The 24,770-nt window shown below is 69.3% G+C and carries 24 protein-coding genes; 4 read left to right on the top strand and 20 right to left on the bottom strand.

Annotation, left to right across the window (positions count from 1 at the left end; genetic code table 11):
• Positions 1-1,322: tRNA(Met) cytidine acetyltransferase TmcA domain-containing protein (locus CKO33_RS06235; protein ID WP_200180368.1), on the bottom strand; the 1,322-nt coding region annotated here is incomplete at its 3' end.
• Between the two features lie 262 nt (positions 1,323-1,584).
• Here CKO33_RS06235 and CKO33_RS06230 point away from each other — a divergent pair.
• Positions 1,585-1,788, top strand: coding sequence for a cold shock domain-containing protein (locus CKO33_RS06230; RefSeq protein ID WP_200180366.1), 204 nt, complete (start codon positions 1,585-1,587; stop codon positions 1,786-1,788).
• Positions 1,789-1,869: 81 nt separating this feature from the next.
• On the opposite strand, the gene CKO33_RS06225 is transcribed toward CKO33_RS06230, so the two are convergent.
• The 4 genes from CKO33_RS06225 to CKO33_RS06210 are packed head-to-tail and all read right to left on the bottom strand — an operon-like array spanning position 1,870 to position 5,034.
• Positions 1,870-2,466 carry a CBS domain-containing protein gene (locus tag CKO33_RS06225; RefSeq protein ID WP_200180364.1) on the bottom strand — a complete coding sequence of 199 codons (597 nt, stop codon included), beginning with the start codon at positions 2,464-2,466 and terminating at the stop codon, positions 1,870-1,872.
• A 51-nt stretch (positions 2,467-2,517) separates the two neighbouring features.
• The gene (gene trpC / locus CKO33_RS06220) at positions 2,518-3,324 is read right to left on the bottom strand and encodes an indole-3-glycerol phosphate synthase TrpC (protein ID WP_200180357.1); all 807 of its coding nucleotides are present in this window, start codon (positions 3,322-3,324) and stop codon (positions 2,518-2,520) included.
• A gap of 37 nt (positions 3,325-3,361) precedes the next feature.
• Complete coding sequence (gene trpD, locus CKO33_RS06215) at positions 3,362-4,384, bottom strand: anthranilate phosphoribosyltransferase (RefSeq protein ID WP_200180355.1); 1,023 nt, start codon at positions 4,382-4,384, stop codon at positions 3,362-3,364.
• Positions 4,381-5,034, bottom strand: coding sequence for an anthranilate synthase component II (locus CKO33_RS06210; RefSeq protein WP_200180353.1), 654 nt, complete (start codon positions 5,032-5,034; stop codon positions 4,381-4,383). Before CKO33_RS06210 ends, trpD begins: the two co-directional genes overlap by 4 nt.
• A gap of 165 nt (positions 5,035-5,199) precedes the next feature.
• Here CKO33_RS06210 and CKO33_RS06205 point away from each other — a divergent pair, with 165 nt between their 5' ends.
• Positions 5,200-6,291 (top strand): zinc-binding metallopeptidase family protein, encoded by a 1,092-nt coding sequence (locus CKO33_RS06205; RefSeq protein WP_200180351.1) that lies wholly within the window; start codon positions 5,200-5,202, stop codon positions 6,289-6,291.
• A 12-nt stretch (positions 6,292-6,303) separates the two neighbouring features.
• Here CKO33_RS06205 and treZ read toward each other — a convergent pair whose 3' ends face one another.
• On the bottom strand, positions 6,304-8,070 hold the full coding sequence (treZ, locus tag CKO33_RS06200) for a malto-oligosyltrehalose trehalohydrolase (protein WP_200180349.1): 1,767 nt from the start codon (positions 8,068-8,070) through the stop codon (positions 6,304-6,306).
• Positions 8,067-10,760 (bottom strand): malto-oligosyltrehalose synthase, encoded by a 2,694-nt coding sequence (gene treY / locus CKO33_RS06195; RefSeq protein WP_200180343.1) that lies wholly within the window; start codon positions 10,758-10,760, stop codon positions 8,067-8,069. The genes treZ and treY overlap by 4 nt, the downstream gene beginning before the upstream one ends.
• Positions 10,761-10,888: 128 nt before the next feature.
• Here treY and CKO33_RS06190 point away from each other — a divergent pair, with 128 nt between their 5' ends.
• Both CKO33_RS06190 and CKO33_RS06185 read left to right on the top strand, forming a co-directional pair.
• A complete protein-coding gene (locus CKO33_RS06190) occupies positions 10,889-11,563 on the top strand; it encodes a DUF5752 family protein (protein WP_200180337.1) in 675 nt (224 codons plus the stop codon).
• On the top strand, positions 11,560-12,804 hold the full coding sequence (locus CKO33_RS06185) for a glycosyltransferase (RefSeq protein ID WP_200180335.1): 1,245 nt from the start codon (positions 11,560-11,562) through the stop codon (positions 12,802-12,804). Before CKO33_RS06190 ends, CKO33_RS06185 begins: the two co-directional genes overlap by 4 nt.
• A 96-nt stretch (positions 12,805-12,900) precedes the next feature.
• Here CKO33_RS06185 and trpE read toward each other — a convergent pair whose 3' ends face one another.
• The 13 genes from trpE to atpB all read right to left on the bottom strand — a co-directional run bounded on the left by trpE (position 12,901) and on the right by atpB (position 24,758).
• Positions 12,901-14,388, bottom strand: coding sequence for an anthranilate synthase component I (trpE, locus tag CKO33_RS06180; RefSeq protein WP_200180333.1), 1,488 nt, complete (start codon positions 14,386-14,388; stop codon positions 12,901-12,903).
• Between the two features lie 24 nt (positions 14,389-14,412).
• A complete protein-coding gene (locus CKO33_RS06175; RefSeq protein WP_200180331.1) occupies positions 14,413-15,096 on the bottom strand; it encodes a phosphoglycolate phosphatase in 684 nt (227 codons plus the stop codon).
• Between the two features lie 89 nt (positions 15,097-15,185).
• Complete coding sequence (gene rpe, locus CKO33_RS06170) at positions 15,186-15,878, bottom strand: ribulose-phosphate 3-epimerase (RefSeq protein ID WP_200180329.1); 693 nt, start codon at positions 15,876-15,878, stop codon at positions 15,186-15,188.
• A 194-nt stretch (positions 15,879-16,072) separates the two neighbouring features.
• Positions 16,073-16,663, bottom strand: a complete 591-nt coding sequence (locus CKO33_RS06165) for a class I SAM-dependent methyltransferase (protein ID WP_242472500.1) — start codon at positions 16,661-16,663, stop codon at positions 16,073-16,075.
• 31 nt (positions 16,664-16,694) lie between these two features.
• Positions 16,695-18,116 (bottom strand): bifunctional UDP-N-acetylglucosamine diphosphorylase/glucosamine-1-phosphate N-acetyltransferase GlmU, encoded by a 1,422-nt coding sequence (glmU, locus tag CKO33_RS06160; protein ID WP_242472499.1) that lies wholly within the window; start codon positions 18,114-18,116, stop codon positions 16,695-16,697.
• A 109-nt stretch (positions 18,117-18,225) separates the two neighbouring features.
• Positions 18,226-18,657: a F0F1 ATP synthase subunit epsilon gene (locus tag CKO33_RS06155; RefSeq protein WP_200180326.1), complete on the bottom strand. Its 432-nt coding sequence runs from the start codon at positions 18,655-18,657 to the stop codon at positions 18,226-18,228.
• A gap of 12 nt (positions 18,658-18,669) precedes the next feature.
• Positions 18,670-20,052 carry a F0F1 ATP synthase subunit beta gene (gene atpD / locus CKO33_RS06150; protein ID WP_200180324.1) on the bottom strand — a complete coding sequence of 461 codons (1,383 nt, stop codon included), beginning with the start codon at positions 20,050-20,052 and terminating at the stop codon, positions 18,670-18,672.
• A 42-nt stretch (positions 20,053-20,094) separates the two neighbouring features.
• Positions 20,095-20,955: a F0F1 ATP synthase subunit gamma gene (gene atpG / locus CKO33_RS06145; protein WP_200180322.1), complete on the bottom strand. Its 861-nt coding sequence runs from the start codon at positions 20,953-20,955 to the stop codon at positions 20,095-20,097.
• 14 nt (positions 20,956-20,969) lie between these two features.
• A complete protein-coding gene (gene atpA, locus CKO33_RS06140; protein WP_200180320.1) occupies positions 20,970-22,511 on the bottom strand; it encodes a F0F1 ATP synthase subunit alpha in 1,542 nt (513 codons plus the stop codon).
• Between the two features lie 29 nt (positions 22,512-22,540).
• Positions 22,541-23,077 (bottom strand): F0F1 ATP synthase subunit delta, encoded by a 537-nt coding sequence (locus CKO33_RS06135; RefSeq protein ID WP_200180318.1) that lies wholly within the window; start codon positions 23,075-23,077, stop codon positions 22,541-22,543.
• Between the two features lie 10 nt (positions 23,078-23,087).
• Positions 23,088-23,558 carry a F0F1 ATP synthase subunit B gene (locus tag CKO33_RS06130; RefSeq protein WP_090486568.1) on the bottom strand — a complete coding sequence of 157 codons (471 nt, stop codon included), beginning with the start codon at positions 23,556-23,558 and terminating at the stop codon, positions 23,088-23,090.
• A 63-nt stretch (positions 23,559-23,621) separates the two neighbouring features.
• Positions 23,622-23,891, bottom strand: a complete 270-nt coding sequence (atpE, locus tag CKO33_RS06125) for a F0F1 ATP synthase subunit C (protein WP_025283074.1) — start codon at positions 23,889-23,891, stop codon at positions 23,622-23,624.
• 93 nt (positions 23,892-23,984) lie between these two features.
• Positions 23,985-24,758, bottom strand: coding sequence for a F0F1 ATP synthase subunit A (gene atpB, locus CKO33_RS06120; RefSeq protein WP_200180316.1), 774 nt, complete (start codon positions 24,756-24,758; stop codon positions 23,985-23,987).
• Positions 24,759-24,770: the final 12 nt, after the last annotated feature.

The raw sequence follows: 24,770 nt of genomic DNA, 5'->3' as shown, positions 1-24,770 counted from the left end.
GTCAGGGCGGTGAACAGCATGGGCCGGGCCACCAGGGCCACGGCCGCCACCCTGCCCCCACGCCACAGGACCATGGTCTCCATGGCCGGATCGTCCAGCAGGCGCTGCAGATCCGAGGGGCGGGTGCGGTAGTGGGCCAGGGCCAGGAGGCCGTACACCGCCGCCAGCAGGGCCTCATCCCCGGCCAGGCGCGCCGGGGACAGGGTCTCCACCCGGTCCCCGTCCACCGGGGACACCCTTGCCCCGGCCCCGATCCGCGCCCCCAGCAGCAGCAGGTGCTCCAGCAGCCCTTCCAGGGGATCCCCCGGTGCCCAGCGCACCGGCCGCTCCAGGTGAAGGAAACGGGTTGCGGGGAACCGCCGGCACAACAGGGGGGAGAAGCGGGCGGCGAAGCCCTGGCCCGTGCCCTCGTAGCCGTGCAACGTGGTGGTGAAGGCGATGCGTCCATGGGCGTCCAGCAGGCGCCGGAGCCACTGCACCGGGATGCCCCCCGCCTCGTCCACCAGCACCAGGTCCGCATCGGCGGCGCAGGCGGCCTTTGGGGGCAGGTACTCCAGGCATCCGCCGGGACCGGTGAGGATCGCCGCCTCCCGGCGGCCCTGCCCCGGCGGCAGCGCCGCCCGCGCCCGTTCCAGCACCGGAGCCACAGCCGCCAGGCGCGGCGCGGTGAGCACCATGCGCAGGGGGGGGCTTGCCGCGGGGCGGCCGCGGGCCAGCCAGCGTCCGGCGGCGATCCCCAGGGCCGCCGACTTGCCCCGCCCCCGGTCGGCGGTAAGCACCAGGGGGCGTCCACTGCGCCCCCGGGAGAGGCGCTCCAGGGCCGCCACCGCCCGGCGCTGATCCGGCGTGAGACAGCCGTCCCGGTCGGGATGGGCAAGCTCCGGCGGGGTTTGGGGCAACGGCAGGGGGGCATCCGCAGGGGCCGGAACCAGCGCCGCCTCGAGGATGCGGGCCATGCGCCGGCCGAAGGGGGACTGCAGGCAGGCAGCGGGCAGGATCAGCAGCAGCACCCCGCCACCGCGCAGGGACCCGGCGGCGGCCCCGAGGGCATCGGGGGCAAGGCCGTCTGCGGCGTCGAACACCAGGGCCTCCAGGCTGCGCCCCAGCAGGGTGTCCGCCTGGGGCGGCGGGCATACGGACACGGGCAGGTCCAGGTCCGCGGGCGGGGCCATCCCCACCCAGGCGGCCTGCTGCGGATGCGCCAGCCGCTGGCACCAGGCCGCCGCCCGGGCCCGGGCCGCCTCCGCCGGGCCGTGCAGCCAGACCAGGCGGCGGTGCTCCGGATGCCCGGCGGGGAGGACGCGGATCTTTTCAGATGGCATGGGGCGGTTCCGATCCCGGGGTGCAGGTCAAGGGATATCCGGCGCGTCGGGCCGGTGCCATCGACCGCTTGTCGGAAATCCACGGATTCGCCGTCTCCGGGACAAAAAATGTGAACGGGTTATGGCTTCTGCACCGGGGGCGGCGTATAGTCGGTCCTGCAGGGGTCGCGGGTATCCCGCAGCCGGGGAGAAAAACCTCCGTGTGCGACCTGACATCCGGGCGCCTGCGCATAGTGTGTCTTTTTCATCGAGGTAATACGCAGTGCTGACCGGTACCGTGAAGTGGTTCAACGAAAGCAAGGGATTTGGGTTCATTACGCCGGATGATGGGGGCAAGGACGTATTCGTCCATTTCTCCGCCATCGACGGCGGCGGCTTCCGCACCCTGGCCGAGGGGCAGAAGGTGTCGTTCGACACCCAGAGCACCCCGAAGGGCATGGCGGCGGCCAACGTCAAGGCCATCTGACCCCGACCCCCGGGTCCGACCGAATTTGAGTGGAAGCAAACCCCGCCATCGGCGGGGTTTTCTTTTTCCAGACCCCACGCCTCAGGAGGCGGTGAGCAGCTTCTCGATCTCGGCGAAGCTCTGCACCGGGCCCTCGGCGGAGATCTCCACCCCCAACTGGCGCCCGATCTGGGTGAGGGAGAACAACCCGCGCAGGACCTCGTGCCGGTCCTCGTCGTGCTCCACCACCAGGGCATGCTGCCGCCGCGACGCCCGCAGGGTGGCCACCACATCCCCCACCCGGGCCACCACCACGTCGAAGTGATCCAGCACCGTGAGCTCGGCCCGGGGGGTCATGACATGCTGCACCTGAAGCTCCCCATGGGTGATGCGCTCGCCGGAGACCACCTGCACCGGCTTCTCCCCCAGGATATCCCGTGCCGTCACCACCCCCTGCACCCGGTCCTCCGGGGTGACGACGATGAGCAGGCGTACCCCGGCGTGGATCATCTTCTGCAGGGCGGTCTCCATGGGGATCCCGGGGGTAACGGTCATGGCCTCCACGCGGCGCAGGTCGGTCATGACGTCCGTGGCCGGGTCCTCCAGGGTCACCCTTAATGGCAGGCCCTGGCGGTAACGGTGGACGAGGACATCGTCGGAGACGGGATGGGACGGGATGGATTCATAGCGCGCGGTCATGGCAAGCCTCCTTCGCAACGATATACGGCCCGTGGGGCCACAGGTCTCCCCTCAGGCCCCGCGGCCCATGAGCCGCGCCAGGGCCGCGCCGGGATCCGGGGCCTTCACCAGGGCCTCCCCCACCAGGAAGGCGTGCACGCCGGCCCGGCGCATGCGCTGCACGTCCTGCGGGGTATGGATGCCGCTCTCGGTCACCAGGAGCCGGTCCGCAGGCACCCGGTCCACCAGGTCCAGCGTCGTCTCCAGGCGCGTCTCGAAGCTGCGCAGGTCCCGGTTATTGATGCCGATGAGTTCGGTATCCAGGGCCAGGGCCCGTTCCAGTTCGGCGGCGTCATGGGTCTCCACCAGGACATTCATGCCCAGTTCGTGGGCCAGCATGAGCAGGTCCTTCAGGTTCACGTCCCCCAGGGCGGAGACGATGAGCAGGATGCAGTCGGCCCCCATCACCCGGGCCTCGTAGACCTGGTAGGGGTCGATGATGAAGTCCTTGCGCAGCACCGGCAGGCCGCAGGCGGCGCGGGCGTCCTCCAGATGGGCCTCGTGCCCCTGGAAGAAGTCGTGATCGGTGAGCACCGACAGGCAGGTGGCCCCCGCCCCCTCGTAGGCGCGGGCGATGGCCGCCGGGTCGAAGTCCGGGCGCAGCACCCCCTTGCTGGGGCTGGCCTTCTTGATCTCGGCGATGACCGCCGCCCCGCCGCCATGGATGCGGTCCCGCAGGGCCTGAAGGAAGGGGCGCACCGCCGGGGCGGCGTCGACGAAACGGGTGAGCTCCTCCAGGGGGGTGCGGCGGCGGCGCTCGGCCACCTCCTCCCGCTTGCGGGCCAGGATCTTCTTGAGGATGTCGGGGGTGTCGGTCATGGCTGGGGGAAGTCCGGGTTGCAGGGTCGCCGGGGGATCACGACCTGAAGGTCTGGGAGAAGCGGGCCAGTTCATCCATCCGGGCGGCGGCGGTGCCGTCGTCGATCACCTGCGCCGCCCGGCGCACACCCGCCTCCATGGAGTCGGCCAGCCCGGTGACGTGGATGGCGGCGCCGGCGTTGAGCAGGACGATGTCCCGCGCCGGCCCCGGCTGGCCCGCGAACACGCCCCGGATCAGGGCCAGGCTCTCGTCGGCGCTGTCCACCCGCACCGCGTCCAGGGGGGTGCGCGCCAGGCCGAAGTCCTCGGGGGCGATGATGCGGCTGCTCACCCGGCCGTCGCGCAGTTCCGCCACCCGCGTGGGGGCGCCGATGCTGATCTCGTCCAGGCCGTCCTCGGCATGGACCACCATCACGTGGCGGCTGCCCAGGCGTCCCAGCACCTGGGCCAGGGGTTCCAGCCAGTGGGTGCTGAAGACACCGAGGACCTGGTTGGGGGCCCCCGCCGGGTTGGTCAGCGGCCCCAGGACATTGAACAGGGTGCGCACGCCCATCTCCCGGCGGGGGCCGACGGCATACTTCATGGCGCCGTGGTGGTGCGGGGCAAACAGGAACCCCACCCCCACCCGGTCGATGCACCGGGCCACCGCCTCGGGATCCAGCTCCAGGTTCACCCCGGCACTCTCCAGCACATCGGCGCTGCCGGAACGGCTGGAGACGGAGCGGTTGCCGTGCTTGGCCACGCGCCCGCCGGCGGCGGCCACCACGAAGGCGGCGGCGGTGGAGATGTTGAAGGTGCCGGAGGCGTCCCCGCCGGTGCCGCAGGTGTCCACCAGGTGCTCGGGGGAGACCTCCACCTTCGTGGCCAGCTCGCGCATGACCGCGGCGGCGGCAGCCACCTCGTCCACCGTCTCCCCCTTCATGCGCAGGCCCACCAGGAAGGCCCCCATCTGCGCCGGGGTGGCCTCCCCGGTCATGATCTGGCGCATGACCTGGGTCATCTCCGGGCCGCTGAGGTCCCGGTGCTCGGTGACCGCGCGGAGGGCTTCCTGCATGTTCATGGGCGGGGCCGGCCTCTTTCGTGATCGTTTCCGGGATTGTCAGCGGCCCCGTGCGGGCGGTCAACCACCGCGGGGATGCGCAGGAAGTTCTGCAACAACTCGTGGCCCTGACGGGTGAGGATGGACTCGGGGTGGAACTGCACCCCCTCCACCGCCCATTCCCGGTGGCGCACCCCCATGATCTCGTCCAGTTCCCCCTCCGGGGTCTCGGTCCAGGCGGTCACCTCCAGGCAGTCCGGCAGGCTGGCCCGGTCGATCACCAGGGAGTGATAGCGGGTGGCCTCCAGGGGGTTCTCCAGGCCCCGGAAGACGCCGAGATCCCGGTGGTGCACCGGCGAGGTCTTGCCATGCATGATCTCCCGGGCGTGGACGATGCGCCCGCCGAAGACCTGGCCGATGCACTGGTGGCCCAGGCAGACCCCCAGCAGCGGCACGCGCCCGGCGAAGCGGCGGATTACCTCCATGGAGATGCCCGCCTGATCCGGGGTGCAGGGGCCGGGGGAGAGGACGATGCGCTCCGGCTGCAGGGCCTCCACGGCCTCCACGCTGAGGGCGTCGTTGCGATGCACCTCCACCTCCGCACCCAGTTCCCCCAGGTACTGCACCAGGTTGTAGGTAAAGGAGTCATAATTATCGATCATCAACAGCATGGGCGCGGCATCCTCGGCCGGTCGGCGGCGACTGGGCAATGCAGGGCATCACCGGATTCATACCACAGGGGCGGGGGACGGGTCATGCCCGGCATCTCCCCGGTGCCCTGCGGTTACCTTACCATGGATACACGGCCCTTCCGGGCCGATGCCGGAGAGGCTCTGATGAAGATCTTCAACTGCGGTGCCTGCGGGCAGCTGATCTACTTTGCAAACACCGCCTGCACCCGCTGCGGCCATACCCTGGGCTTTTTGCCGGATACCACCGAACTCGTGGCCCTGGAACCCGCGGGGGGGGACCTCTGGCACCCGGTGGGGGCCCCGCAGCGGGGCTACCGCATGTGCACCCACTACTGGCGGGAGGGGGTGTGCAACTGGATGATCCCCGCGGAGGAGGCCACGGAGGTCTTCTGCACCGCCTGCCGCCTCAACGAGGTCATCCCCGACCTGGGGGTGGAGGGCAATAGGGCCCGCTGGGGCCGGCTGGAGGCGGAGAAGCGGCGGCTGGTGTACAGCCTGCTGCGCCTGGGGCTGCCGGTGATCCCCCGGGCGCGGGATGCGGCGGGCCTGGGCTTCGCCTTCCTGGCCGACCCCGAACCCTGTTTCTCCGAGGCGGACCGGGTCATGACCGGCCACAACGCCGGTCTCATCACCCTCAACATCGCCGAGGCGGATCCGGCCCAGCGGGAGCGGCTGCGCCAGCAGATGGCGGAACCCTACCGCACCCTCCTCGGGCATTTCCGCCACGAGTCCGGACACCACTACTGGGAGCGTCTGGTGCGGGACACCCCCTGGCTCGGCCCCTTCCGGGAATCCTTCGGCGATGAGACCCGGGACTACCACCAGGCCCTGCAACAGCACTACGCTGCGGGGCCGCCCCCGGACTGGCGGGAGCGGTTCGTCAGCGCCTATGCCAGCAGCCATCCCTGGGAGGACTGGGCGGAGACCTGGGCCCATTACCTGCACATCGTGGACACCCTGGAGACGGCCCATCAGTGGGGCCTGCAGGTCCAGCTGGCGCGCGGGGCCGGGCCGGTGCTGCAGGCGGCCCCGGACTTCGATCCCTATGCCCAGGAGGATTTCGATGCCCTGATCCGCCACTGGCTGCCCCTGAGCTACGCCCTCAACACCCTCAACGAGAGCATGGGCCATGCCCCGGCCTATCCCTTCGTGCTGCCCCGGCCGGCCCTGGAGAAGCTGGCCCTGGTGAACCGCATCATCCATGCGCGGCCCCCGTCCCCGCCGGCCCCGGGTTGAAGGAGCGGGGCTTCAGGCACATTCATCCCCCTCCCCCGCGCGGGACGGGCGCTCCAGCAGCACCACCGAGGCCGCTGGCAGATGCACGCCGGCGGCACCGGTGCGGATCCCGGGGGTGGAACACAGCAGGGGCCGGCCCGTCTCCTGCGGGGACAGGGGCAGATCCGCGGCCACCGGCCCCAGGTTGCAGGCCACGGTGACGGCCCCCCGGGTCATGACCCAGGTGCGGGCCGCGGTGTCGAAGCGCACCCGCACCCGCTCCAGGCGGTCATCCGTCAGATCCGGCAGGCGGCGGCGCAGGGCGATCAGGTCCCGGTGCCAGGCCAGCAGCCCGGCATGGGGCGGGCGCTCCGGCTCGTTCCAGTCCAGCACACAGCGCCGGAAGGTGTCCGGATCCTGGGGATCGGGGATACGCGCCGCATCCCAGCCAAAGGCGGCGAACTCCCGCCGGCGCCCCTCCCCCACGGCCCGGGCCAGCGCCGGGTCCTGGTGGTCGGTAAAGTAGATGAACGGGGTGCGGGCCCCCCATTCCTCCCCCTGGAACAGCAGGGGCACGAAGGGGGCGGTGAGCACCAGCGCCGCCCCCACCCGCAGCAGTCCCTCGCTCAGCAGGTGGGTGCTGCGCTCCCCTTCGGCCCGGTTGCCCACCTGGTCGTGGTTCTGCAGGCAGGCGACGAAGGTCCGGCCCGCAAGCCCGGCGGCGGAGCGGCCATGGTCACGGCGCCGGTAGTGGCTGTACTGGCCCTCCAGGCAGAACCCGGCGGTGAAGACCCGCGCCAGCGCCTCCATGTTGCCGTAATCGGCGTAGTACCCCTGGCGCTCGCCGGTGAGCAGGGCGTGGAGGGCGTGATGGAAGTCCTCGTTCCACTGGGCGTCCAGCCCCAGCCCCCCCAGCTCCGGTGGTCGCACGATGCGCGGGTCGTTCAGGTCGCTCTCGGCGATGAGTACCAGGGGGCGCCCCAGGCGGGCCTCCAGATGACGGGTCTGCCGGGACAGGGCCTCCAGCAGGTGCACGGCGGAGCGGTCCATGAGGGCGTGCACCGCGTCCAGACGCAGGCCGTCGAAGTGGTAGTCCTGCAGCCACATGCGGGCGTTGTCCAGGAAGAAGCGCCGCACCCCGGGGCTGTCGGGGCCGTCCAGGTTGACCGCATCCCCCCAGGGGGTGCGGTAGGCATCGGTGAAATAGGGACCGAAACGGGCCAGATGGTTGCCGTCGGGGCCCAGGTGGTTGTAGACCACGTCCAGCAGGACCGCCAGCCCGCGGCGGTGACAGGCGTCCACCAGGCGCTTGAGGCCATCGGGCCCGCCGTAGGGGGCGTGGGGGGCGAACAGGGCGACGCCGTCGTAGCCCCAGCCCCGTGTCCCCGGGAAGGCCGCCACGGGCATGAGTTCCACATGGGTGATGCCCAGGTCCCGCAGGTGATCCAGCCGGCCGATGGCGGCATCGAAGGTACCCTCCGGGGTGAAGGTGCCCACGTGGATCTCCTGGATCACCGCCGCGGCCAGGGGCGGGGCGCGCCAGCCCGCGTCGCTCCAGGGGAAGCGGCCGTGATCCACCACCCGGGACGGGCCGTGCACGCCGCGGGGTTGCCAGGGGGAACGGGGGTCCGGGAAGGGGCCCTCCCCGTCCACCCACAGGGCGTAGTCGGCCCCGTGCACCAGCTCCGGGGCCTGCACCCGCCATGTACCGTCCCCGTCCCGGATCATGGGCCGCCATCCGGCGGCGGTCTCCAGGCTCATGCGGCCGGCCCGGGGGGCCCAGACGCGCAGCTGCGTCATGACGGCCTCTCCCGACGCGCCAGGAGGGCCACGGGGAACCGGGCCAGGAGGGCGGCCACGTCGTGCCTGCCCCCTTCCAGCACCTCACCGGTGAGGGGGTTGTCCCAGCGCCCCGGGGGCAGGTTGAGCACGGTGTCCCGCCATTGTCCCCCCAGGCCCAGCACCAGGCGGGGCACCAGCACCAGCACCTCCCCGCCCCGCAGATAGGCCAGGGCATGGCCTGCGCACCGGCCCCGGACGCGGCAGGGCCGATGGGCCGCCTCCGGGGCGAAGGCCCGGGGACGGGCATGGCGCAGGGCCAGGGTGCGGCGGATGAGCCAGAGCTTGGCCAGTCCCGGCTGGCCATGGGCCAGCACGGCCTCCGGGGACGGATCCCCGTCCAGCACGGCCATGAGGCGGCGGCGCAGATCCCAGTCCACGGGCCGGCGGTTGTCCGGGTCCACCAGGCTCAGGTCGAACAGGTCCGTGCCCTGATAGAGATCGGGGATACCGGGGGCGGTGAGCTTGATCAGGGTCTGGGCCAGGCCGTTGACGCGGCCCGGGGTGCGCAGGGGGGCGACGAAGGCCTCCAGGCTCCGGCAAAAATCCGCGTCTTCCAGGGTGGCGGTCACGAACGCCTGCACGGCCGCCTCATAGGCCTCATCGGGCCGGATCCAGCAGGTATGCACCCCGGCCTCGCGTACCGCCTTTTCCATATAGCTCCGCAGCCGCGGCCCGAGGTCGGCGGGATCCGCATCGGGATCGGGCCAGACCCCCACCAGGGTCTGATAATAGAGGTACTCGGTGGGGGCGTCGGGCCACGCCCCCTGACGGTGGCGGGCGTTGCCTTCCATGAACCCCGCCACGGCCTCCCCCCAGGCCCCGGGGATCTCCGAGAGCAGTACCAGCCGGGCGCGCACGTCCTCACTGCGCTTGGTGTCATGGGTGGAGGTGGCCAGCAGGGTGCGGGGATGGCGTTGCCGCATCGCCTCACAGGCGGCATGGAAGTCCTGCGGGTCCGTGCCAAAGGCCCCCGGATCACCGCCCACCTCGTTCAGGGCCACGAGGCGGTGGAAGCGGTAGAAGGCGGTGTCCTCCACCCCCTTGGCCATGGCCGGGCCGGTGAGCTGCTGGAAGCGCAGGGTCAGTTCCGTCTCCAGGTCTCCCGTAAGGCGCCGGGTGAGCAGGGCCTGGAAGAAGTCCAGCAGTTCCGCATCCAGGTCCGGGCAGCGCTGGCGCACCGTGTCCAGCGCCGTGGCGATCACGCGGATATCGCTCGGGGCCACGGGGGCAGACGGCGTCACGTAGGTGCGATAGACCGGGAAGGCACAGGCGGTCTCCAGCAGTACCCGGCGCAGCTGGTGGCGGGTGTAGTCCCGGTGGCGGCGGTGGCGCTCGCAGACCCGCACGAACAGGGCGCTCAGGCGCCCCAGTTCGCTGGCCAGGCGCTCCTCCAGCACCTGGCGCCGGCCGGCCTCGGCGCAGGCGGGCCAGTCCTCCGGTTCACCACGGATGCGCCCCCAGAGGGCGGTCAAGGGTCCCTCCCCCGCCGGGTCCACGAACAGCCCCTGCACCCGGTTGAGGAAGTCGTAGCCGGTGGTGCCGTCCACGGGCCAGTCCCGGGGCAGGGCCTCCCCCGGCATGAGGATCTTCTCCACCACACGCCAGGTCCCGGGGCAGGCCCGGGACAGGCGGCGAAGGTACTGGGCCGGGTCCCGCAGCCCGTCCGGATGGTCGATGCGCAGTCCCTGCACGCAGCCTTCCCGGCACCAGCGGATGGGCAGTGCATGGGTGGCCAGGAAGACGGCCTCGTCCTCCACCCGCAGGCCGGCCAGGTCCTGGATATCGAAGAAGCGCCGGTAGCCCAGGTCCCGGTCGGCGGTGCGCCACCAGGCCAGGCGATAGTTCTGCTGTTCCAGGAGGGCGTCCAGGGCATCCGGGTCCCGGTTCAGCGCCGCCACCCGGGCCTGCAGGGCGGCCTCCACGGCCGGGACCTCCCGGCAGAGGCGGGCCAGCAGGTCCCGGATCACGTCCTTGTCCCGGTGGCGGCGCTCCCGCAGCGCCCCCAGGGTCACCCGCGGCCGCGGCAGGCGGCGGCAGGCCTCCGCCAGGAAGTCCAGCAGGGGGTGATCGCAGGCCCCATGCTCCGGGTCCAGCAGGTCCGCAAGCGAAGAGGGGTCCAGGGGGAAGGTCTCGTCGCGGCAGTGCAGGGTGAAGCGCCCCGCCTCCAGGCGCAGGCGCAGCGCCCCACCCTCCAGCACGCGTCCGTAGTGGTCCTCCAGCACCGGCAGCAGGACCTTGTTGGGCCAGCGCTCCTCGCAGGCCTCCCAGTCCACGTCGAAATACGGGGCGTAGCGGCTGGAGGGGCCGTTCTCCAGCACGTCCCACCACCAGGGGTTGCGCTCCCCGGCCACGGCCATGTGGTTGGGCACCAGATCCAGCACCTGGCCCATGCCCGCCGCCTCCAGGGCGCGGCAGAGGCGCTGACGGGCTGCCTCGCCCCCCAGTTCGGCGTTGACCCGGGAGGGGTCCACCACGTCGTAACCGTGGGTGCTGCCGGGCATGGCCTGCAGGCAGGGGGAGAGGTAGACGTGGCTCACCCCCAGGGCCGCCAGGTAGGGCACCTGGGCGGCGGCATCGTCCAGGGTGAACCCCGCGTGGAGCTGCAGGCGGCAGGTGGCGACCAGGGGCGGTGGGCGGGGCGTGGCCATGGGGGGGACACCGTGCAGGGCTTTGTTCTCAATATAGCCGCAAGGCCTGGGATATGATGCCGCCCACACCCCCGGTCCGCCAGCGGGGATCTAGAATCAGGGAGACACCGCCCCAGCAGGACACCGCCATGGCCCCTCCGGATATGCCCGCCGAGTTCGCTGTCAGGGACTGCGCCCTCATCGCCCTCTCCACCGGACGCCGGGCCTACGGCCTGCGGGAGCTGCGGGAGCAGTTGCAGGAGGTGGAGGTGAACAGCATCTATCACCACTTCTGGGGCGGGCTGATCCAGGCCCGCTTCGAGGAGCGGGAATTCAACAACGACTTCGCCGCCTGGGTGCGCCACACCCTGCACGACGCCCCCCTGGCGGAACGCCTGGCGGTGCTGGATCCCACGGATTTCCCGGATCTGGAGGAGTTGCGCATGGAGCTCCTGGACCTGATGGATCAGCGCCTGGACGAGAGCGAGGCCCTGCACTGGATGCGGGCGGACCGTCCCTTCGAGTTCATCCGCTCCCAGATCGTCACCTTCGACACCCGCCACCGCATCACCTCCCCCCAGGCCCTGGCGGTGCTCATGCCGCACCTGTCCACGGGCAGTATCTTCTATCACTTCATCGACGCCCGCCGCCGCGCCCCGGGCCAGGTGGACGACTTCCGCGCCTGGCTGGAGCCCTTCGGGGAGGAGGCGGCCGGGATGCGCCAGGCCCTGGCGGAGGTGGAGCCCTATTTCGCCTCCCTGGGTGAGATCCGCCAGCGTCTGGCGGAGGCGGCACGTCAGGCCCTGGGGGGGACCGCGGCATGAGCGAACTGCTGACGGCCTATGCCCGGGTGGCCGGCGAGGATGTCATCGATCATCTGGTGCAGCTGGCGGCCCACTACCGGGATCTGAAGGTGGTGCATGTCAACTCCACGCGGGTGGGCGGTGGGGTGGCGGAGATCCTGAACAAGCTGGTGCCCCTGTCCCGGGAGCTGGGTCTGGATGTGGACTGGCTGGTGATCCAGGGGGATCCGGCCTTTTACCAGTGCACCAAGGGCATCCACAACGCCCTGCAGGGCAATGCGGTGAACCTGACCCCGCGTCAGGTGGAGGCCTTCGAGGAGACGGCCGCGCGCAATGCCGAGAGCCTGCGGCCGCAGCTGGAGGCGGCGGATCTGGTGTTCATCCACGACCCCCAGCCGGCGGCCCTGCTGGCCCAATGCCCCGGGCGCCGGGGCCGCTGGGTGTGGCGCTGCCACGTGGATGCCAGCCGCCCCTACCGGCCGGTGTGGCGCTTCCTGCGGCGGTATGTGGCGGGGTATGACGCCAGCGTCTTCTCCCTGGCGGCCTTCGCCCAGGCCCTGCCCCACCCGGAGTATCTCATCCCGCCCTCCATCGACCCCCTGAGCGACAAGAACGTGGATCTGGAAACGGATGAGATCGCTGCCGTGCACCGGCAGTTTGATCTGGATCCGGAGCGTCCCCTGGTGACCCAGGTCTCCCGCTTCGACCGCTTCAAGGATCCGGTGGGGGTGATCCAGGCCTACCGCCTGGCCAAGGGGTTCGTGCCCGGGCTGCAGCTGGTGCTGGCGGGGGGAAGCGCGGAGGATGATCCCGAGGGGGAGGTCATACTGGCGGAGACCCGCACAGCGGCGGGGGAGGATCCGGATGTGCACATCCTGGCCCTGCCCCCGGACGCCCACCGCACCATCAATGCGTTGCAGCGGGCCTCGGATCTGGTGATGCAGAAGTCCCTGCGGGAGGGGTTCGGGCTCACGGTGACGGAGGCCCTGTGGAAGGGGCGGCCGGTGATCGGTGGGGATACCGGCGGCATCCGCCTGCAGGTGGTGGATCACCATACGGGGTTTCTGGTGAGCACGCCGGAGGGGGCGGCCCTGCGTATGCGTTATCTGCTGAACAACCCGCCCCTGCGGGCGGCCATGGGGGAGAAGGGGCGGTCGTTCGTACGGGACAATTTCCTGCTGACGCGGCAGTTGCGGGAGTATCTGACCCTGGGGCTGGGTCTGCTGCGGGGTCAGGGGGACCGCATCGATCTGGAGGGATGAGGGTTGGCTTGACGATCGCATCCCTGCGATCGACACCCGCCTCCGGGGGACCGGGCCGGGGGACGCTTTGCAGAGATTTTGAGGACGCCTTAGGGGTTACCCCCGGTCGCGGCCGGCCACTTCCAGTCCCGCCTCGGCCATGGCCACGGCGCGGAAGATGGCCCGCCCCTTGTTCATGGTCTCGGCCCATTCGCTTGCCGGCACCGAGTCGTGGACGATGCCGGCGCCGGCCTGGATGTGCAGGGTGCGGTCCTTGATGACGGCGGTGCGGATGGCGATGGCGGTGTCCATGTTGCCCTGCCAGGACCAGTAGCCCACGGCCCCGGAGTAGATGCCCCGCTTCACCGGCTCCAGTTCGTCGATGATCTCCATGGCCCGGATCTTGGGGGCGCCGCTGACGGTGCCGGCGGGAAAGGTGGCGCGCAGCACGTCCATGGCCCCCAGGCCCGGGCGCAGTTCCCCGATGACGTTGGAGACGATGTGCATGACGTGGGAGTAGCGCTCCACCACCATGCGGTCGGTGAGGCGCACGCTACCGATGCGCGAGACCCGGCCGGCGTCGTTGCGCCCCAGGTCGATGAGCATGAGGTGCTCGGCGAGTTCCTTGGGGTCGGCCAGCAGTTCCCGCTCCAGGGCCCGGTCGGCGGCCTCGTCCCCGCCCCGGGGCCGGGTGCCGGCGATGGGGCGCACGGTGACGATGTCGTCCTCCAGGCGCACCAGGATCTCCGGCGAGGACCCCACCACGTGGTGGTCCCCCAGGTCCAGGTAGAACATATAGGGGGAGGGGTTGAGGCTGCGCAGGGCGCGGTAGAGGTCCAGGGGACGGGCGTGGTAGGGGATGGACAGGCGCTGGGAGAGCACCACCTGCATCACGTCGCCGTCGAGGATGTAGCGCTTGCAGCGCTCCACCGCCGATTGGAAGCCCGCCTCGGTGAACCCGGAGACGAAGTCGGTCTCGTCCACCCGGCGGCTGGTGGCCTCGGCGGTGGGGAGCTCGGTGGGGCGGCGCAGGCCCGCCTCCAGTTCATCCAGACGTGCCTGGGCCCGCTCGTAGCCGTCGGGCGCGGCGTGCACCACCAGGTAGAGCCGACCGGCCAGGTTGTCATAGGCCACCATCTCGTCGGAGACCATGAGCAGGATGTCGGGCACACCCAGGGGATCGGGCTTGTCGCCGTCCGCCAGGCGCGGCTCGATGTAGCGGATGGTGTCGTAACCAAAATAACCCACCAGGCCGCCGCTGAAGCGGGGCAGGTGGGGCAGGTCGGGGACACGGAAGCGGGCGCGGAAAGCCTCCAGCCATTCCAGGGGGTCCTCCACCCGGACCCGTTCCACCTCCCGGCCGTCCTCCTCGAGACACACCTGGTGGCCATGCACCCGCACCACCTGCCGGGCCGGCAGGCCGATGAAGGAGTAGCGTCCCCACTTCTCCCCCCCCTGCACCGATTCCAGCAGGTAGGAATAGGGCCTGCCGGCCAGCTTCATGTAGACGCTCAGGGGGGTGTCCAGGTCGGCCAGGATCTCCCGCACCACGGGGATGCGGTTGTAGCCCTGGGCGACCAGGTGTTGGAAGGTCTCTGGGGTCATGGGCGCTGTGTCACGGGCGATGGCTCAGGGGGCCGGTGGGGCGAGCAGCTCCGGCAGTTGGGTGAGGCGGTCAATGACCGCGTCGGGCCGCTGCTCGCGGATGTCGATGCCGTGGTTGTAGCCGTAGCTGACGCAGACGATGCCAAACCCCGCGGCCCGGGCCGCCTCCACGTCGCTGCGGGAGTCCCCCACCATGAGGGCATCGCCGGGGTCCACGTCGAACTGCCGCGCGGCGAACAGGAGGGGGGCGGGATCGGGCTTCTTCTGGGGCAGGGTATCACCGGCCACCACCACTTCAAAGTAGCCGTCCAGCCCCATGGCGCGCAGCAGCGGGGCGGTGAAGCGGGCGGGCTTGTTGGTGACGCAGCCCAGGGAGAACCGGCCCCGCAGGGCCTCCAGCCCCTCCAGCACCCCGGGATAGACCCGGCTCTGGACGGCGTGGCGGTCGCGATAACATGCGAGGAAACGGGCCAGACCCCGCTCCCGCAGTTCCGGCTCCACCTTCCCCTCCATGTCGCCGGCCAGGGCCCGTTCCACCAGGCGTTCCACGCCGTTGCCCACCCAGAGGCGGACCTTGTCCTCGCCGCAGGGGGGCCTCCCCAGGGCCTGGAGCATGTCGTCGACGCAGTGGGTCAGGTCGGGCACGCTGTCCACCAGGGTGCCGTCCAGGTCCATGAGGAGCATCTTGGGGGGATGGGGCAGGGTCATGGGTCTTGTTCGGTGGTGCCGCAGGGCACGGGGATGAACGGCCCGCCCGGGGCGGATGCACCCCGGGAACGGGCCGGTGGGCGTGGGCCTCAGGCCCCCCGGGCCAGGGCCTCGCGCATGGCCCGGAGGACGCTGTCGTAGCGGTTGGGGTCTTCGTCCCGTCCGGCGCCGAAGATGGCGGAACCGGCCACGAAGGTGTCGGCACCGGCGGCCTTGATCTCGGCGATGTTATCCACCTTCACGCCGCCGTCGATCTCCAGGCGGATGTCCAGTCCGGAGGCGTCGATGCGCCGGCGGGCCTCCCGCAGCTTGTCCAGGGTGGCGGGGATGAAGCTCTGGCCGCCGAAGCCCGGGTTCACCGACATGAGCAGGATCATGTCCACCTTGTCCATGACGTAGTCCAGGTAGGACAGGGGCGTGGCCGGATTGAATACCAGGCCGGACTTGCAGCCCTCGGAGCGGATGAGCTGCAGGGTGCGGTCGATATGGTCGGAGGCCTCGGGGTGGAAGGTGATGTAGTCGGCACCGGCCTTGGCAAAATCGGGGATGATGCGGTCCACGGGCTTGACCATCAGGTGCACGTCGATGGGGGCGGTGACCCCGTGCTTGCGCAGGGCCTCGCATACCAGGGGGCCGATGGTCAGGTTGGGGACGTAGTGGTTGTCCATGACATCGAAGTGGACGATGTCGGCGCCGGCGGCCAGTACCTGGGTGACCTCCTCCCCCAGGCGGGCGAAGTCGGCGGAGAGGATGGACGGTGCGATCAGGTCGGCTTTTGCCATGGGTCAGGCCTCTTATCATGGACATACCCCGGGGCGCCGCTGCACGGTGCCGGGCCCCGGGCAGGATCCAGGGGACCCGAACCCGTCCGCGCAGGCGGTGCCCGGGTGGGGATGCCGGGGTTTCGGGAGTGTGATTCCTTAGGTGGTGCGGGCAATGTAACCCATGCCGGCGGGAATTTTAACCCGGGACCGGGTCAAGCCTCCCGCCGGGCCAGGGCCACGGTGTAGTCCCGCCCCTGCTTCACCTTGTCGTAGTTGCCGAAGACCTCCTTGAAGGCCCGCTCGATGAAGCGCCGCAGTCCGGTGATGGTGACCACGTAGATGCGTCCGCCGGGGTGCAGGCGGTCCAGGGCGTCGTAGAGATAGAGGTAGAGCATCTCCTTGCCCACCTTGGCGGGGAGGTTGGAGGTGATGAGGTGGAAACGCCGTTCCCCGGCGTGGGAGAAGCCGTTGCTCAAAAAGCAGTCCACATTGTCGATGCCGTTGATGCGGGCATTGCGGGCGGCGTAGTCCACGGCGACGAAGTCCTTGTCCACCAGGCAGGTGCGCCCCTCGGGGGCCAGGCGGGCCAGGGTCAGGCCGATGGGGCCGTAGCCGCAGCCCAGGTCGAAGCAATCGTCCTCGGGGTTCACCTGCACATGGTCCAGGAGCAGACGGGTGCCGGCATCGATCCCCCGGGGGGAGAACAGGCCCCAGGTGGTGTGGAAGGTCAGGGGTTGATCCCGCAGCCGGTCTTCGAAGACGAGGTCCTCGCGCAGGCTGCGGATGTAGGCGTCGCGGTCCAAGGTCGTGGTTCCGTTGTGCTGGATATGGGCCTCACCCGGCCGGGTCGGGCTTTTTCGGGCGCTGCCAGTCCTCCCGGGTGTGCTGTTCCGCCCGGGTGAGGGTGAGGCGGCCGTCGGGGGCATCGCGGTGGATGACGGAACCGGCGCCGATGGTGGCTTCCTCCCCCACGGTCACCGGCGCCACCAGGGCGGAATTGGAGCCGATGAAGGCCCCGTCCCCGATCACCGTGAGGTGCTTTGCGGCGCCGTCGTAGTTGCAGGTGATGGTGCCGGCGCCGATGTTGACGCCGCGCCCCACGCGGGCGTCCCCCACATAGCTCAGGTGGTTGATCTTGGAGCCCTCCCCCACCCGGCTCTTCTTCACCTCGACGAAGTTGCCCACGTGTACCCCGGCGGCCAGATCGGCCCCGGGGCGCAGGCGGGCGAAGGGGCCGATGCAGGCCCCCGGGCCGACGCGGGCCCCTTCCAGATGGCTGTGGGCCTGGATGACGGCATCGGCCTCCAGGTGGCAGTCCCGCAGGCAGCAGTGGGGCCCCACCCGGACCCCCTCCTCTAGGGTCACCTCCCCCTCCAGCACCACGTTCACGTCCAGGACCACGTCCCGCCCCGCCTGCACGCGGCCGCGGATGTCCAGCCGCGCCGGGTCCATCACCGTCACCCCGGCCCGCATCAGTTGCTCCGCCAGGCGCCGCTGGTGCACGCGCTCCAGGCGCGCCAGCTGCACCCGGTCGTTCACCCCCATGAACTGCTCCGGGTCGTCGGCCACCACGGCGGTGACCGCGGCACCGTCGGCCACCGCCAGGGCGAGGCAGTCGGTGAGGTAGTACTCCCCCTGGGCGTTGTCCCGGTCCACCCGCTGCAGCCAGGCGGCCAGAGATTCCCCCCGGGCGGCCAGAAAGCCGGTATTGACCTCGTCGATGGCCCGCTGCGCCGCGGTGGCATCCTTCTGTTCGACGATGCCCACGGGCCGGCCCGCATCGTCCCGCAGGATGCGGCCGTAGCCGGATGGATCCGAAAGGCGCATGGACTGCACCGCCAGGTTGTGGCCGTCCAGGGCCGTCAGCAGGGCCCGCAGGGAGTCGGCACCCACCAGGGGGACATCGCCGTAGAGCACCAGGATACGCTCCGTGCCTTGCGCCGCCGGCAGGGCCCGGGCCACGGCGTGGCCGGTGCCCAGTTGCTCCCCCTGCTCCACCCAGGTGACCGGGGCATCCGCCAGGGCGGCCCGCACCGCCTCGCCACCGTGGCCGTGCACCACGACGATGCGCGCCGGCTCCAGGGCGCGGGCGGTGTCGATGACATGGGCCAGCAGGGGGCGCCCCCCCAGGGGGTGCAGCACCTTGGGCTGGCGGGAGCGCATGCGCGTACCCTGGCCGGCGGCGAGGATGATGACGGTGGTGTCGGGGTTCACCTGGTGGTCCTGCATCGGCTGTATGAGCTGCACGGGTTGCATGGATGGGTTCGTCCGGGAAGCGCCTGGCTCCCGGCCCAACGCGAAAAGGGCCCGGATGCCATGCAGCCGGGCCCTGTCCGTCCTGTACGCTGCCCCGGGGGCGGCGGACTCACTGCTGGCTGGAGGAGCGGCGCAGCTTCTGGATCATGCGCAACCGCGCCGCGGCCTCGGCCAGCTCGGACTGGGCCCGGGCATAGTCGAAGTCCGCCCGCTGGTTGGCCAGGGCGTCCTCGGCACGGCGCTTGGCCTCCAGGGCCTCGGCCTCGTCCAGGTCCTTGGCGCGGATGGCCGTGTCCGCCAGCACCGTCACCACATGCGGCTGCACCTCCAGCACCCCGCCGGAGATGTAGATGTTCTGCTCCTCGCCGGAGTCGGAGATCCGGATGCGGACCTCCCCCGGCTTGAGCAGGGACACGTACTGGGAGTGGCGGGGCAGGATGCCCACCTCGCCGTGTTCCGCAGGTGCCACCAGCATGTGTGCCGTGCCGGAGAAGATGGACTCCTCCGCACTCACGATATCGACGTGGAACGTCATGGACATGCGTGCCCCCGGTTACTTGTTGAGCTTTTCGGCCTTCTCGACGGCTTCCTCGATGGTACCCACCATGTAGAAGGCCTGCTCGGGGAGGTGATCGTACTCACCGTTGACGATCCCCTGGAAGCCCCGGATGGTGTCCTTCAGGGACACGTACTTGCCGGGGGCACCGGTGAACACCTCGGCCACGAAGAAGGGCTGGGACAGGTAGCGCTGGATCTTGCGCGCCCGGGAGACCACCAGCTTGTCCTCTTCGGAGAGCTCGTCCATGCCGAGGATGGCGATGATGTCCTTGAGCTCCTTGTAGCGCTGCAGGGTGTTCTGCACGGCGCGGGCGGTGTCGTAGTGCTCCTGGCCGATGACCAGGGGGTCCAGCTGACGGCTGGTGGAATCCAGGGGATCCACCGCCGGGTAGATGCCCAGCTCGGCGATCTGGCGGGACAGCACCACGGTGGCGTCCAGGTGGGCGAAGGTGGTGGCCGGGGACGGGTCGGTGAGGTCGTCCGCAGGCACGTACACCGCCTGGATGGAGGTGATGGAACCCTTCTTGGTGGAGGTGATGCGTTCCTGCAGGACGCCCATCTCCTCGGCCAGGGTCGGCTGGTAGCCCACGGCGGAGGGCATGCGGCCCAGCAGCGCGGACACCTCGGTGCCGGCCAGGGTGTAGCGGTAGATGTTGTCGATGAACATCAGCACGTCCCGGCCCTCATCGCGGAAGTATTCCGCCATAGTCAGGCCGGTGAGGGCCACGCGCAGACGGTTGCCCGGCGGCTCGTTCATCTGGCCGTAGACCAGGGCCACCTTGTCCAGCACGTTGGAGTCCTTCATCTCGTGGTAGAAGTCGTTGCCCTCACGGGTACGCTCCCCCACACCGGCGAACACGGAGTAGCCGGAGTGCTCGATGGCGATGTTACGGATGAGCTCCATCATGTTCACGGTCTTGCCCACACCGGCGCCACCGAACAGGCCCACCTTGCCGCCCTTGGCGAAGGGGCAGAGCAGGTCGATGACCTTGATGCCCGTCTCCAGCAGTTCGGTGGAACCCGCCTGCTCCTCGTAGCTCGGCGGCTCACGGTGGATGGACCAGGTCTCCCCGGCCTGCACGTCACCGGCGTTGTCCACCGGCTTGCCGAGGACGTCCATGATGCGCCCCAGGGTGGCCTTGCCCACCGGCACGGAGATGGGCTTGCCGGTGTTGGACACCTGGATGCCGCGGCGCAGGCCGTCGGAGGAACCCATGGCGATGGTACGCACGACGCCGTCCCCCAGCTGCTGCTGGACCTCCAGGGTGAGGCCGACCTCGTCCACCATGAGGGCATCGTAGACCTTGGGCACGGCATCACGGGGGAACTCGACGTCCACCACCGCGCCGATAATTTCAACGATGTTTCCAGCACTCATGTTGATAATCCTCTAGTCTCGAAATCTTGAACCGGGCCGGCCTCAGACCGCCGCGGCGCCGCTGACGATCTCGGAGATCTCCTGGGTGATCGCGGCCTGGCGCGCCTTGTTGTACACGAGCTGCAGTTCGTCGATGAGGTTGCCCGCATTGTCGGAGGCGGACTTCATGGCCACCATCCGGGCGGCCATCTCGCAGGCCACGTTCTCGACGACGGCCTGATAGACCACCGACTCGATGTAGCGGGTCAGCAGCGTGTCCAGCACGGGCGCCGTGTCCGGCTCATAGATGTAGTCCCAGTGATGCTCCAGCGAGGGTTCCTCGGAGGGCTCCACGGGCAGCAGCTTGGTGACCCGGGGGCGCTGGGTCATGGTGTTGACGAACTCGTTCTCCACCAGGATCAGCCGGTCGATATGGCCTTCGTCGTAGGCGCTGAGCATGGCCTTGATGGGACCGATGAGATCGCTCAGGCGCGGCTTGTCCCCCAGGTTGTCCACATTGGCCACCACGTTCCCGCCCATGCGGCGGAAGAACTGCCGGGCCTTGCTGCCCACGAGGCACAAATCGATCTCCGCGCCCTGCGCCTGCCATTCCTTCATGGTCTGCACGGTCTTCTTGAAGAGGTTGACGTTCAACCCCCCGCACAGGCCGCGGTCGGTGGAGATGACGATGATCCCCACCCGATGCGCCTCCCGCTCGATCAGGTAGGGATGACGGTACTCGGCGTTGGCCATCGCCACGTGCCCGATCACCTGCCGGATCTTCTCGGCATAGGGGCGGGTCTCCAGCATGCGGTCCTGCGCCTTGCGCATCTTGCTGGCGGCCACCATCTCCATGGCCTTGGTGATCTTCTGAGTATTCTTGATACTCTTGATCTGGCCGCGGATCTCTTTTGCGCCTGCCATAACTCAGCCCCCGATTACCAGCTGTGGTTTGCCTTGAAGTCGTCCAGGGCGGCCTTCATGCCGGACTTGATGTCGTCCCCGTAATTGCCGGTTTCGTTGATCTTGTCCAGCAGTTCCCGCTGGCTGGAGCGCAGGTAGTCGTGCAGGGCGGTCTCGAAGTCCACCACCTTCTTCACCTCGACGTCGTCCAGGTAGCCCTCCTCGGCGGCGAAGAGGGAGAAGGCCATCTCGCCGATGGACAGCGGGGCGTACTGCTTCTGCTTCATGAGCTCCATGACGCGCTGCCCACGCTCCAGCTGCCGGCGGGTGGCCTCGTCCAGATCGGAGGCGAACTGGGAGAAGGCGGCCAGTTCCCGGTACTGGGCCAGGGCCAGGCGCACGCCGCCCCCCAGCTTCTTGATGATCTTGGTCTGGGCCGACCCCCCCACGCGGGACACCGACAGACCGGCATTGATGGCCGGACGGATGCCCGAGTTGAACAGGTCGGTCTCCAGGAAGATCTGCCCGTCGGTGATGGAGATCACGTTGGTGGGCACGAAGGCGGACACGTCACCGGCCTGGGTCTCGATGATGGGCAGGGCCGTCAGGGACCCGGTCTGGCCCTTCACCTTGCCGCCGGTGAACTGCTCCACGTAGTCGGCGTTGACCCGGGAGGCCCGTTCCAGCAGACGCGAGTGCAGGTAGAAGATGTCCCCCGGATACGCCTCGCGGCCCGGCGGACGGCGCAGCAGCAGGGACACCTGACGATAGGCCCAGGCCTGCTTGGTGAGGTCGTCGTAGACGATCAGGGCGTCCTGGCCGCGGTCGCGGAAGTACTCGCCCATGGCGCAGCCGGCGTAGGGGGCGATGTACTGCATGGCGGCGGATTCGGCGGCGGTGGCGGCGACGACGATGGTGTGCTCCATGGCGCCGTGCTCTTCCAGCTTGCGCACCACGTTGGCGACAGAGGAGGCCTTCTGCCCCACCGCCACGTAGATGCACTTCACGCCGGTGCCCTTCTGGTTGATGATGGCGTCCACGGCCAGGGCGGTCTTGCCGGTCTGGCGGTCGCCGATGATCAGCTCACGCTGACCCCGGCCCACGGGGACCATGGCGTCCACCGCCTTGAGGCCGGTCTGCACGGGCTGGTCCACGGACTGGCGGTCGATCACGCCGGGGGCGATCTTCTCGATGGGGGCGGTGCCGTCGCCGTCGATGTTGCCCTTGCCGTCCAGGGCCATGCCCAGGGAGTTGACCACGCGGCCCAGCAGGGCCTCGCCCACGGGCACCTCCAGGATGCGGCCGGTGCACTTGACCGTATCGCCTTCCTTGATGTGCTTGTAGTCACCCAGGATCACGGCGCCCACCGAGTCCCGCTCCAGGTTCAGGGCCAGGCCATAGGTGTCACCGGGGAACTCGATCATCTCCCCCTGCATGACGTCCTCCAGCCCGTGCAGGCGCACGATGCCGTCGGACAGGCTGACCACGGTGCCCTCGGTGCGCGTCTCGGCGGCCGGCTCGTAGCTCTTGATGCGCTGACTGATCAGCTCACTGATTTCAGACGGGTTGAGTTGCATAGTTCGGAATCCTCTTAGCTCGAATCCTCTTAGCGGCTCAGACTGCTGGCCAGGCGCCCCAGGCGCCCTCGGACCGAGCCATCGATGACCAGATCGCCCGCGCGGATGACGGCGCCGCCGATGAGGCTGTCGTCCACCTCACAGGTGAGCTCCACCTCGCAGCCGAGACGCTTCTTCAGCGCCCTGGCGATGCCTTCCTTCTGCTTGGCGTCCAGATCCCGGGCGGTGACCACCCGGGCCTCCACCCGCTTCTCCGCCTCGGCCTTCATCTCCTCGAAGAGGACGGCGATCTCGGGCAGCAGGGCGAGGCGCCCGTTCTCCGCCAGCAGGCGCAGGATGTTGCGGCCGTGGTCGTCGATGTGCCCCTCGCAGACCTCGATGAAGGCCTGGGCCCGGGCCTCACGGGTGATCCGGGGGTTGTCGAGAAACCCGCGCATGTCCGGGTCCCGGGCCACCGCCGACATGAATGCCAGCCGTTCGGACCAGTCGGCCAGCTTGCCGGCCTCCCTTGCGACCTCGAACACCGCCTTGGCGTAGGGTCTTGCAGCCGTGGTTTGTTCAGACATGGCCGCGCACCTAGATCTGGCTCACCAGGTCGTCGATCACCTGATTGTGGGACTTGGCGTCGATCTCCTTTTTCAGGATGCGCTCGGCGCCGGAGACGGCCAGACGGCCCACCTGCTTGCGCAGTTCCTCCCGGGCGCGGGCGGCGTCCTGCTCGATCTCCGCCTGGGCGGATGCCTTGATCCGCTCGCTCTCCTGCCGCGCGGTATCCTTGGAGGATTCCACGATCTCGTTGGCCCGCTTCTGCGCGTTGGCCACGATATCGGCCGCCTGCTGCTTGGCCTCCTGCAGCACCTTCTTGGCCTTCTCCTCGGCAAGCTGCTGTTCATGCTTGCCGCGCTCGGCGGCCGCCAGACCGTCAGCGATCTGCTTCTGACGCTCCTCCATCGCCTTCATGATGGGGGGCCACACATATTTCATGGTGACCCACACCAACCCGGCGAAGGTGATCATCTGACCGAGCAGCGTGAGATTGATATTCACGTTGCTACCTCCCCTAGTGACGGTTGAATCGGGTGAATGGCGCGGGCTCCAGGCCCCTGCGCTTTAACCGGTCACCGCACCCAGGAAGGGGTTCGCAAAGGTGAAGAACAGGGCCAGACCCACGCCGATCATGGTCACGGCGTCCAGCAGACCGGCGACGATGAACATCTTCACCTGCAGCATGGGCACCATCTCGGGCTGACGCGCGGCGCCTTCCAGGAAGCGGCCACCCAGCAGGCCGAAGCCGATGGCGGTGCCCAGCGCACCCAGACCCAGAATCAGACCCACGGCGATGGCGGTCATGCCCTGAACGTTAGCGATGGCGAGTTCCATAACTTCCTCCAGATAGTCAAAGACAGGGATTACAAGGGAAACAACAGGCAAAAAGGTCCATGCCCGGGACCAATGTCCCGGGCGGGGGATTCATCAGTGATCCTCGTGGGCCAGACTCAGGTAGACGATGGTCAGCACCATGAAGATGAAGGCCTGCAGGGTGATGATCAGCAGCTTGAACAGGGACCAGGGCAGGCCCAGGGTCCACTGCAGATACCAGGGCAGCAGGGCGATGAGGGTGAAGATCAGGCCGCCGGCGTACATGTTGCCGAACAGTCGCAGGGAGAGCGACACGGGGCGGGCGATCTCCTCCACCACCTTGAGAATCAGGTTGAAGGGCATGAACCACTTGCCAAAGGGCTGCAGCAGCATCTCCTTGGCGAAGCCGACCCCTCCCTTGACCTTGAAGCTGTAGTAGATGATGAGGAAGAACACGGCGATGGACATGCCGAAGGTGGCATTGATGTCCGACGTGGGATTGATCCGCATGTGGTCCATGCCCAGGAACTGGGCCAGATAGGGGATCAGATCATAGGGCAGCAGCTTGAGGCTGTTCATGATGAAGATCCACACGAACAGGGTCAGCGCCAGGGGGGCGATGAGGTTGCTGCGTCCGTGGAAGGTGTCCTTCACCTGCTGGTCGACGAAGCCGACGATCATCTCCACCGCGTTCTGCAGCCTGCCGGGCACGCCGCTGGTGGCGGTCTGGGCCACCTGATAGAAGAGGTACAAAAACAGCCCACCGGTGGCCAGGGAGAAGAACATGGTGTCCAGGTGGAGGGCCCAGAAGGAGTCGGGGTTCCCCAGGGTCAGATGCCCCAGGTGGTGCTTGATGTAGTCCCCAGCAGACGCGTATTCCGTTGACATGGTGTTCGCTCG

The organism is Ectothiorhodospira mobilis, assembly GCF_016584115.1.
In the GTDB taxonomy this organism is placed as follows: domain Bacteria; phylum Pseudomonadota; class Gammaproteobacteria; order Ectothiorhodospirales; family Ectothiorhodospiraceae; genus Ectothiorhodospira; species Ectothiorhodospira mobilis.
The sequence above is the reverse complement of the archived record's forward strand: the minus strand, read 5'-3'. Positions and strand labels throughout refer to the sequence as shown.

Bases quoted from the DNA above. Each gene is read 5' to 3' on its own strand.
- CKO33_RS06225 (WP_200180364.1), bottom strand. From the start codon at position 2,466: ATGACCGCGCGCTATGAATCCATCCCGTCCCATCCCGTCTCCGACGAT.
- trpC (WP_200180357.1), bottom strand. From the start codon at position 3,324: ATGACCGACACCCCCGACATCCTCAAGAAGATCCTGGCCCGCAAGCGG.
- trpD (WP_200180355.1), bottom strand. From the start codon at position 4,384: ATGAACATGCAGGAAGCCCTCCGCGCGGTCACCGAGCACCGGGACCTC.
- CKO33_RS06210 (WP_200180353.1), bottom strand. From the start codon at position 5,034: ATGCTGTTGATGATCGATAATTATGACTCCTTTACCTACAACCTGGTG.
- CKO33_RS06205 (WP_200180351.1), top strand. From the start codon at position 5,200: ATGAAGATCTTCAACTGCGGTGCCTGCGGGCAGCTGATCTACTTTGCA.
- treZ (WP_200180349.1), bottom strand. From the start codon at position 8,070: ATGACGCAGCTGCGCGTCTGGGCCCCCCGGGCCGGCCGCATGAGCCTG.
- treY (WP_200180343.1), bottom strand. From the start codon at position 10,760: ATGGCCACGCCCCGCCCACCGCCCCTGGTCGCCACCTGCCGCCTGCAG.
- CKO33_RS06190 (WP_200180337.1), top strand. From the start codon at position 10,889: ATGGCCCCTCCGGATATGCCCGCCGAGTTCGCTGTCAGGGACTGCGCC.
- CKO33_RS06185 (WP_200180335.1), top strand. From the start codon at position 11,560: ATGAGCGAACTGCTGACGGCCTATGCCCGGGTGGCCGGCGAGGATGTC.
- trpE (WP_200180333.1), bottom strand. From the start codon at position 14,388: ATGACCCCAGAGACCTTCCAACACCTGGTCGCCCAGGGCTACAACCGC.
- CKO33_RS06175 (WP_200180331.1), bottom strand. From the start codon at position 15,096: ATGACCCTGCCCCATCCCCCCAAGATGCTCCTCATGGACCTGGACGGC.
- rpe (WP_200180329.1), bottom strand. From the start codon at position 15,878: ATGGCAAAAGCCGACCTGATCGCACCGTCCATCCTCTCCGCCGACTTC.
- glmU (WP_242472499.1), bottom strand. From the start codon at position 18,116: ATGCAACCCGTGCAGCTCATACAGCCGATGCAGGACCACCAGGTGAAC.
- CKO33_RS06155 (WP_200180326.1), bottom strand. From the start codon at position 18,657: ATGTCCATGACGTTCCACGTCGATATCGTGAGTGCGGAGGAGTCCATC.
- atpD (WP_200180324.1), bottom strand. From the start codon at position 20,052: ATGAGTGCTGGAAACATCGTTGAAATTATCGGCGCGGTGGTGGACGTC.
- atpG (WP_200180322.1), bottom strand. From the start codon at position 20,955: ATGGCAGGCGCAAAAGAGATCCGCGGCCAGATCAAGAGTATCAAGAAT.
- atpA (WP_200180320.1), bottom strand. From the start codon at position 22,511: ATGCAACTCAACCCGTCTGAAATCAGTGAGCTGATCAGTCAGCGCATC.
- CKO33_RS06135 (WP_200180318.1), bottom strand. From the start codon at position 23,077: ATGTCTGAACAAACCACGGCTGCAAGACCCTACGCCAAGGCGGTGTTC.
- atpE (WP_025283074.1), bottom strand. From the start codon at position 23,891: ATGGAACTCGCCATCGCTAACGTTCAGGGCATGACCGCCATCGCCGTG.
- atpB (WP_200180316.1), bottom strand. From the start codon at position 24,758: ATGTCAACGGAATACGCGTCTGCTGGGGACTACATCAAGCACCACCTG.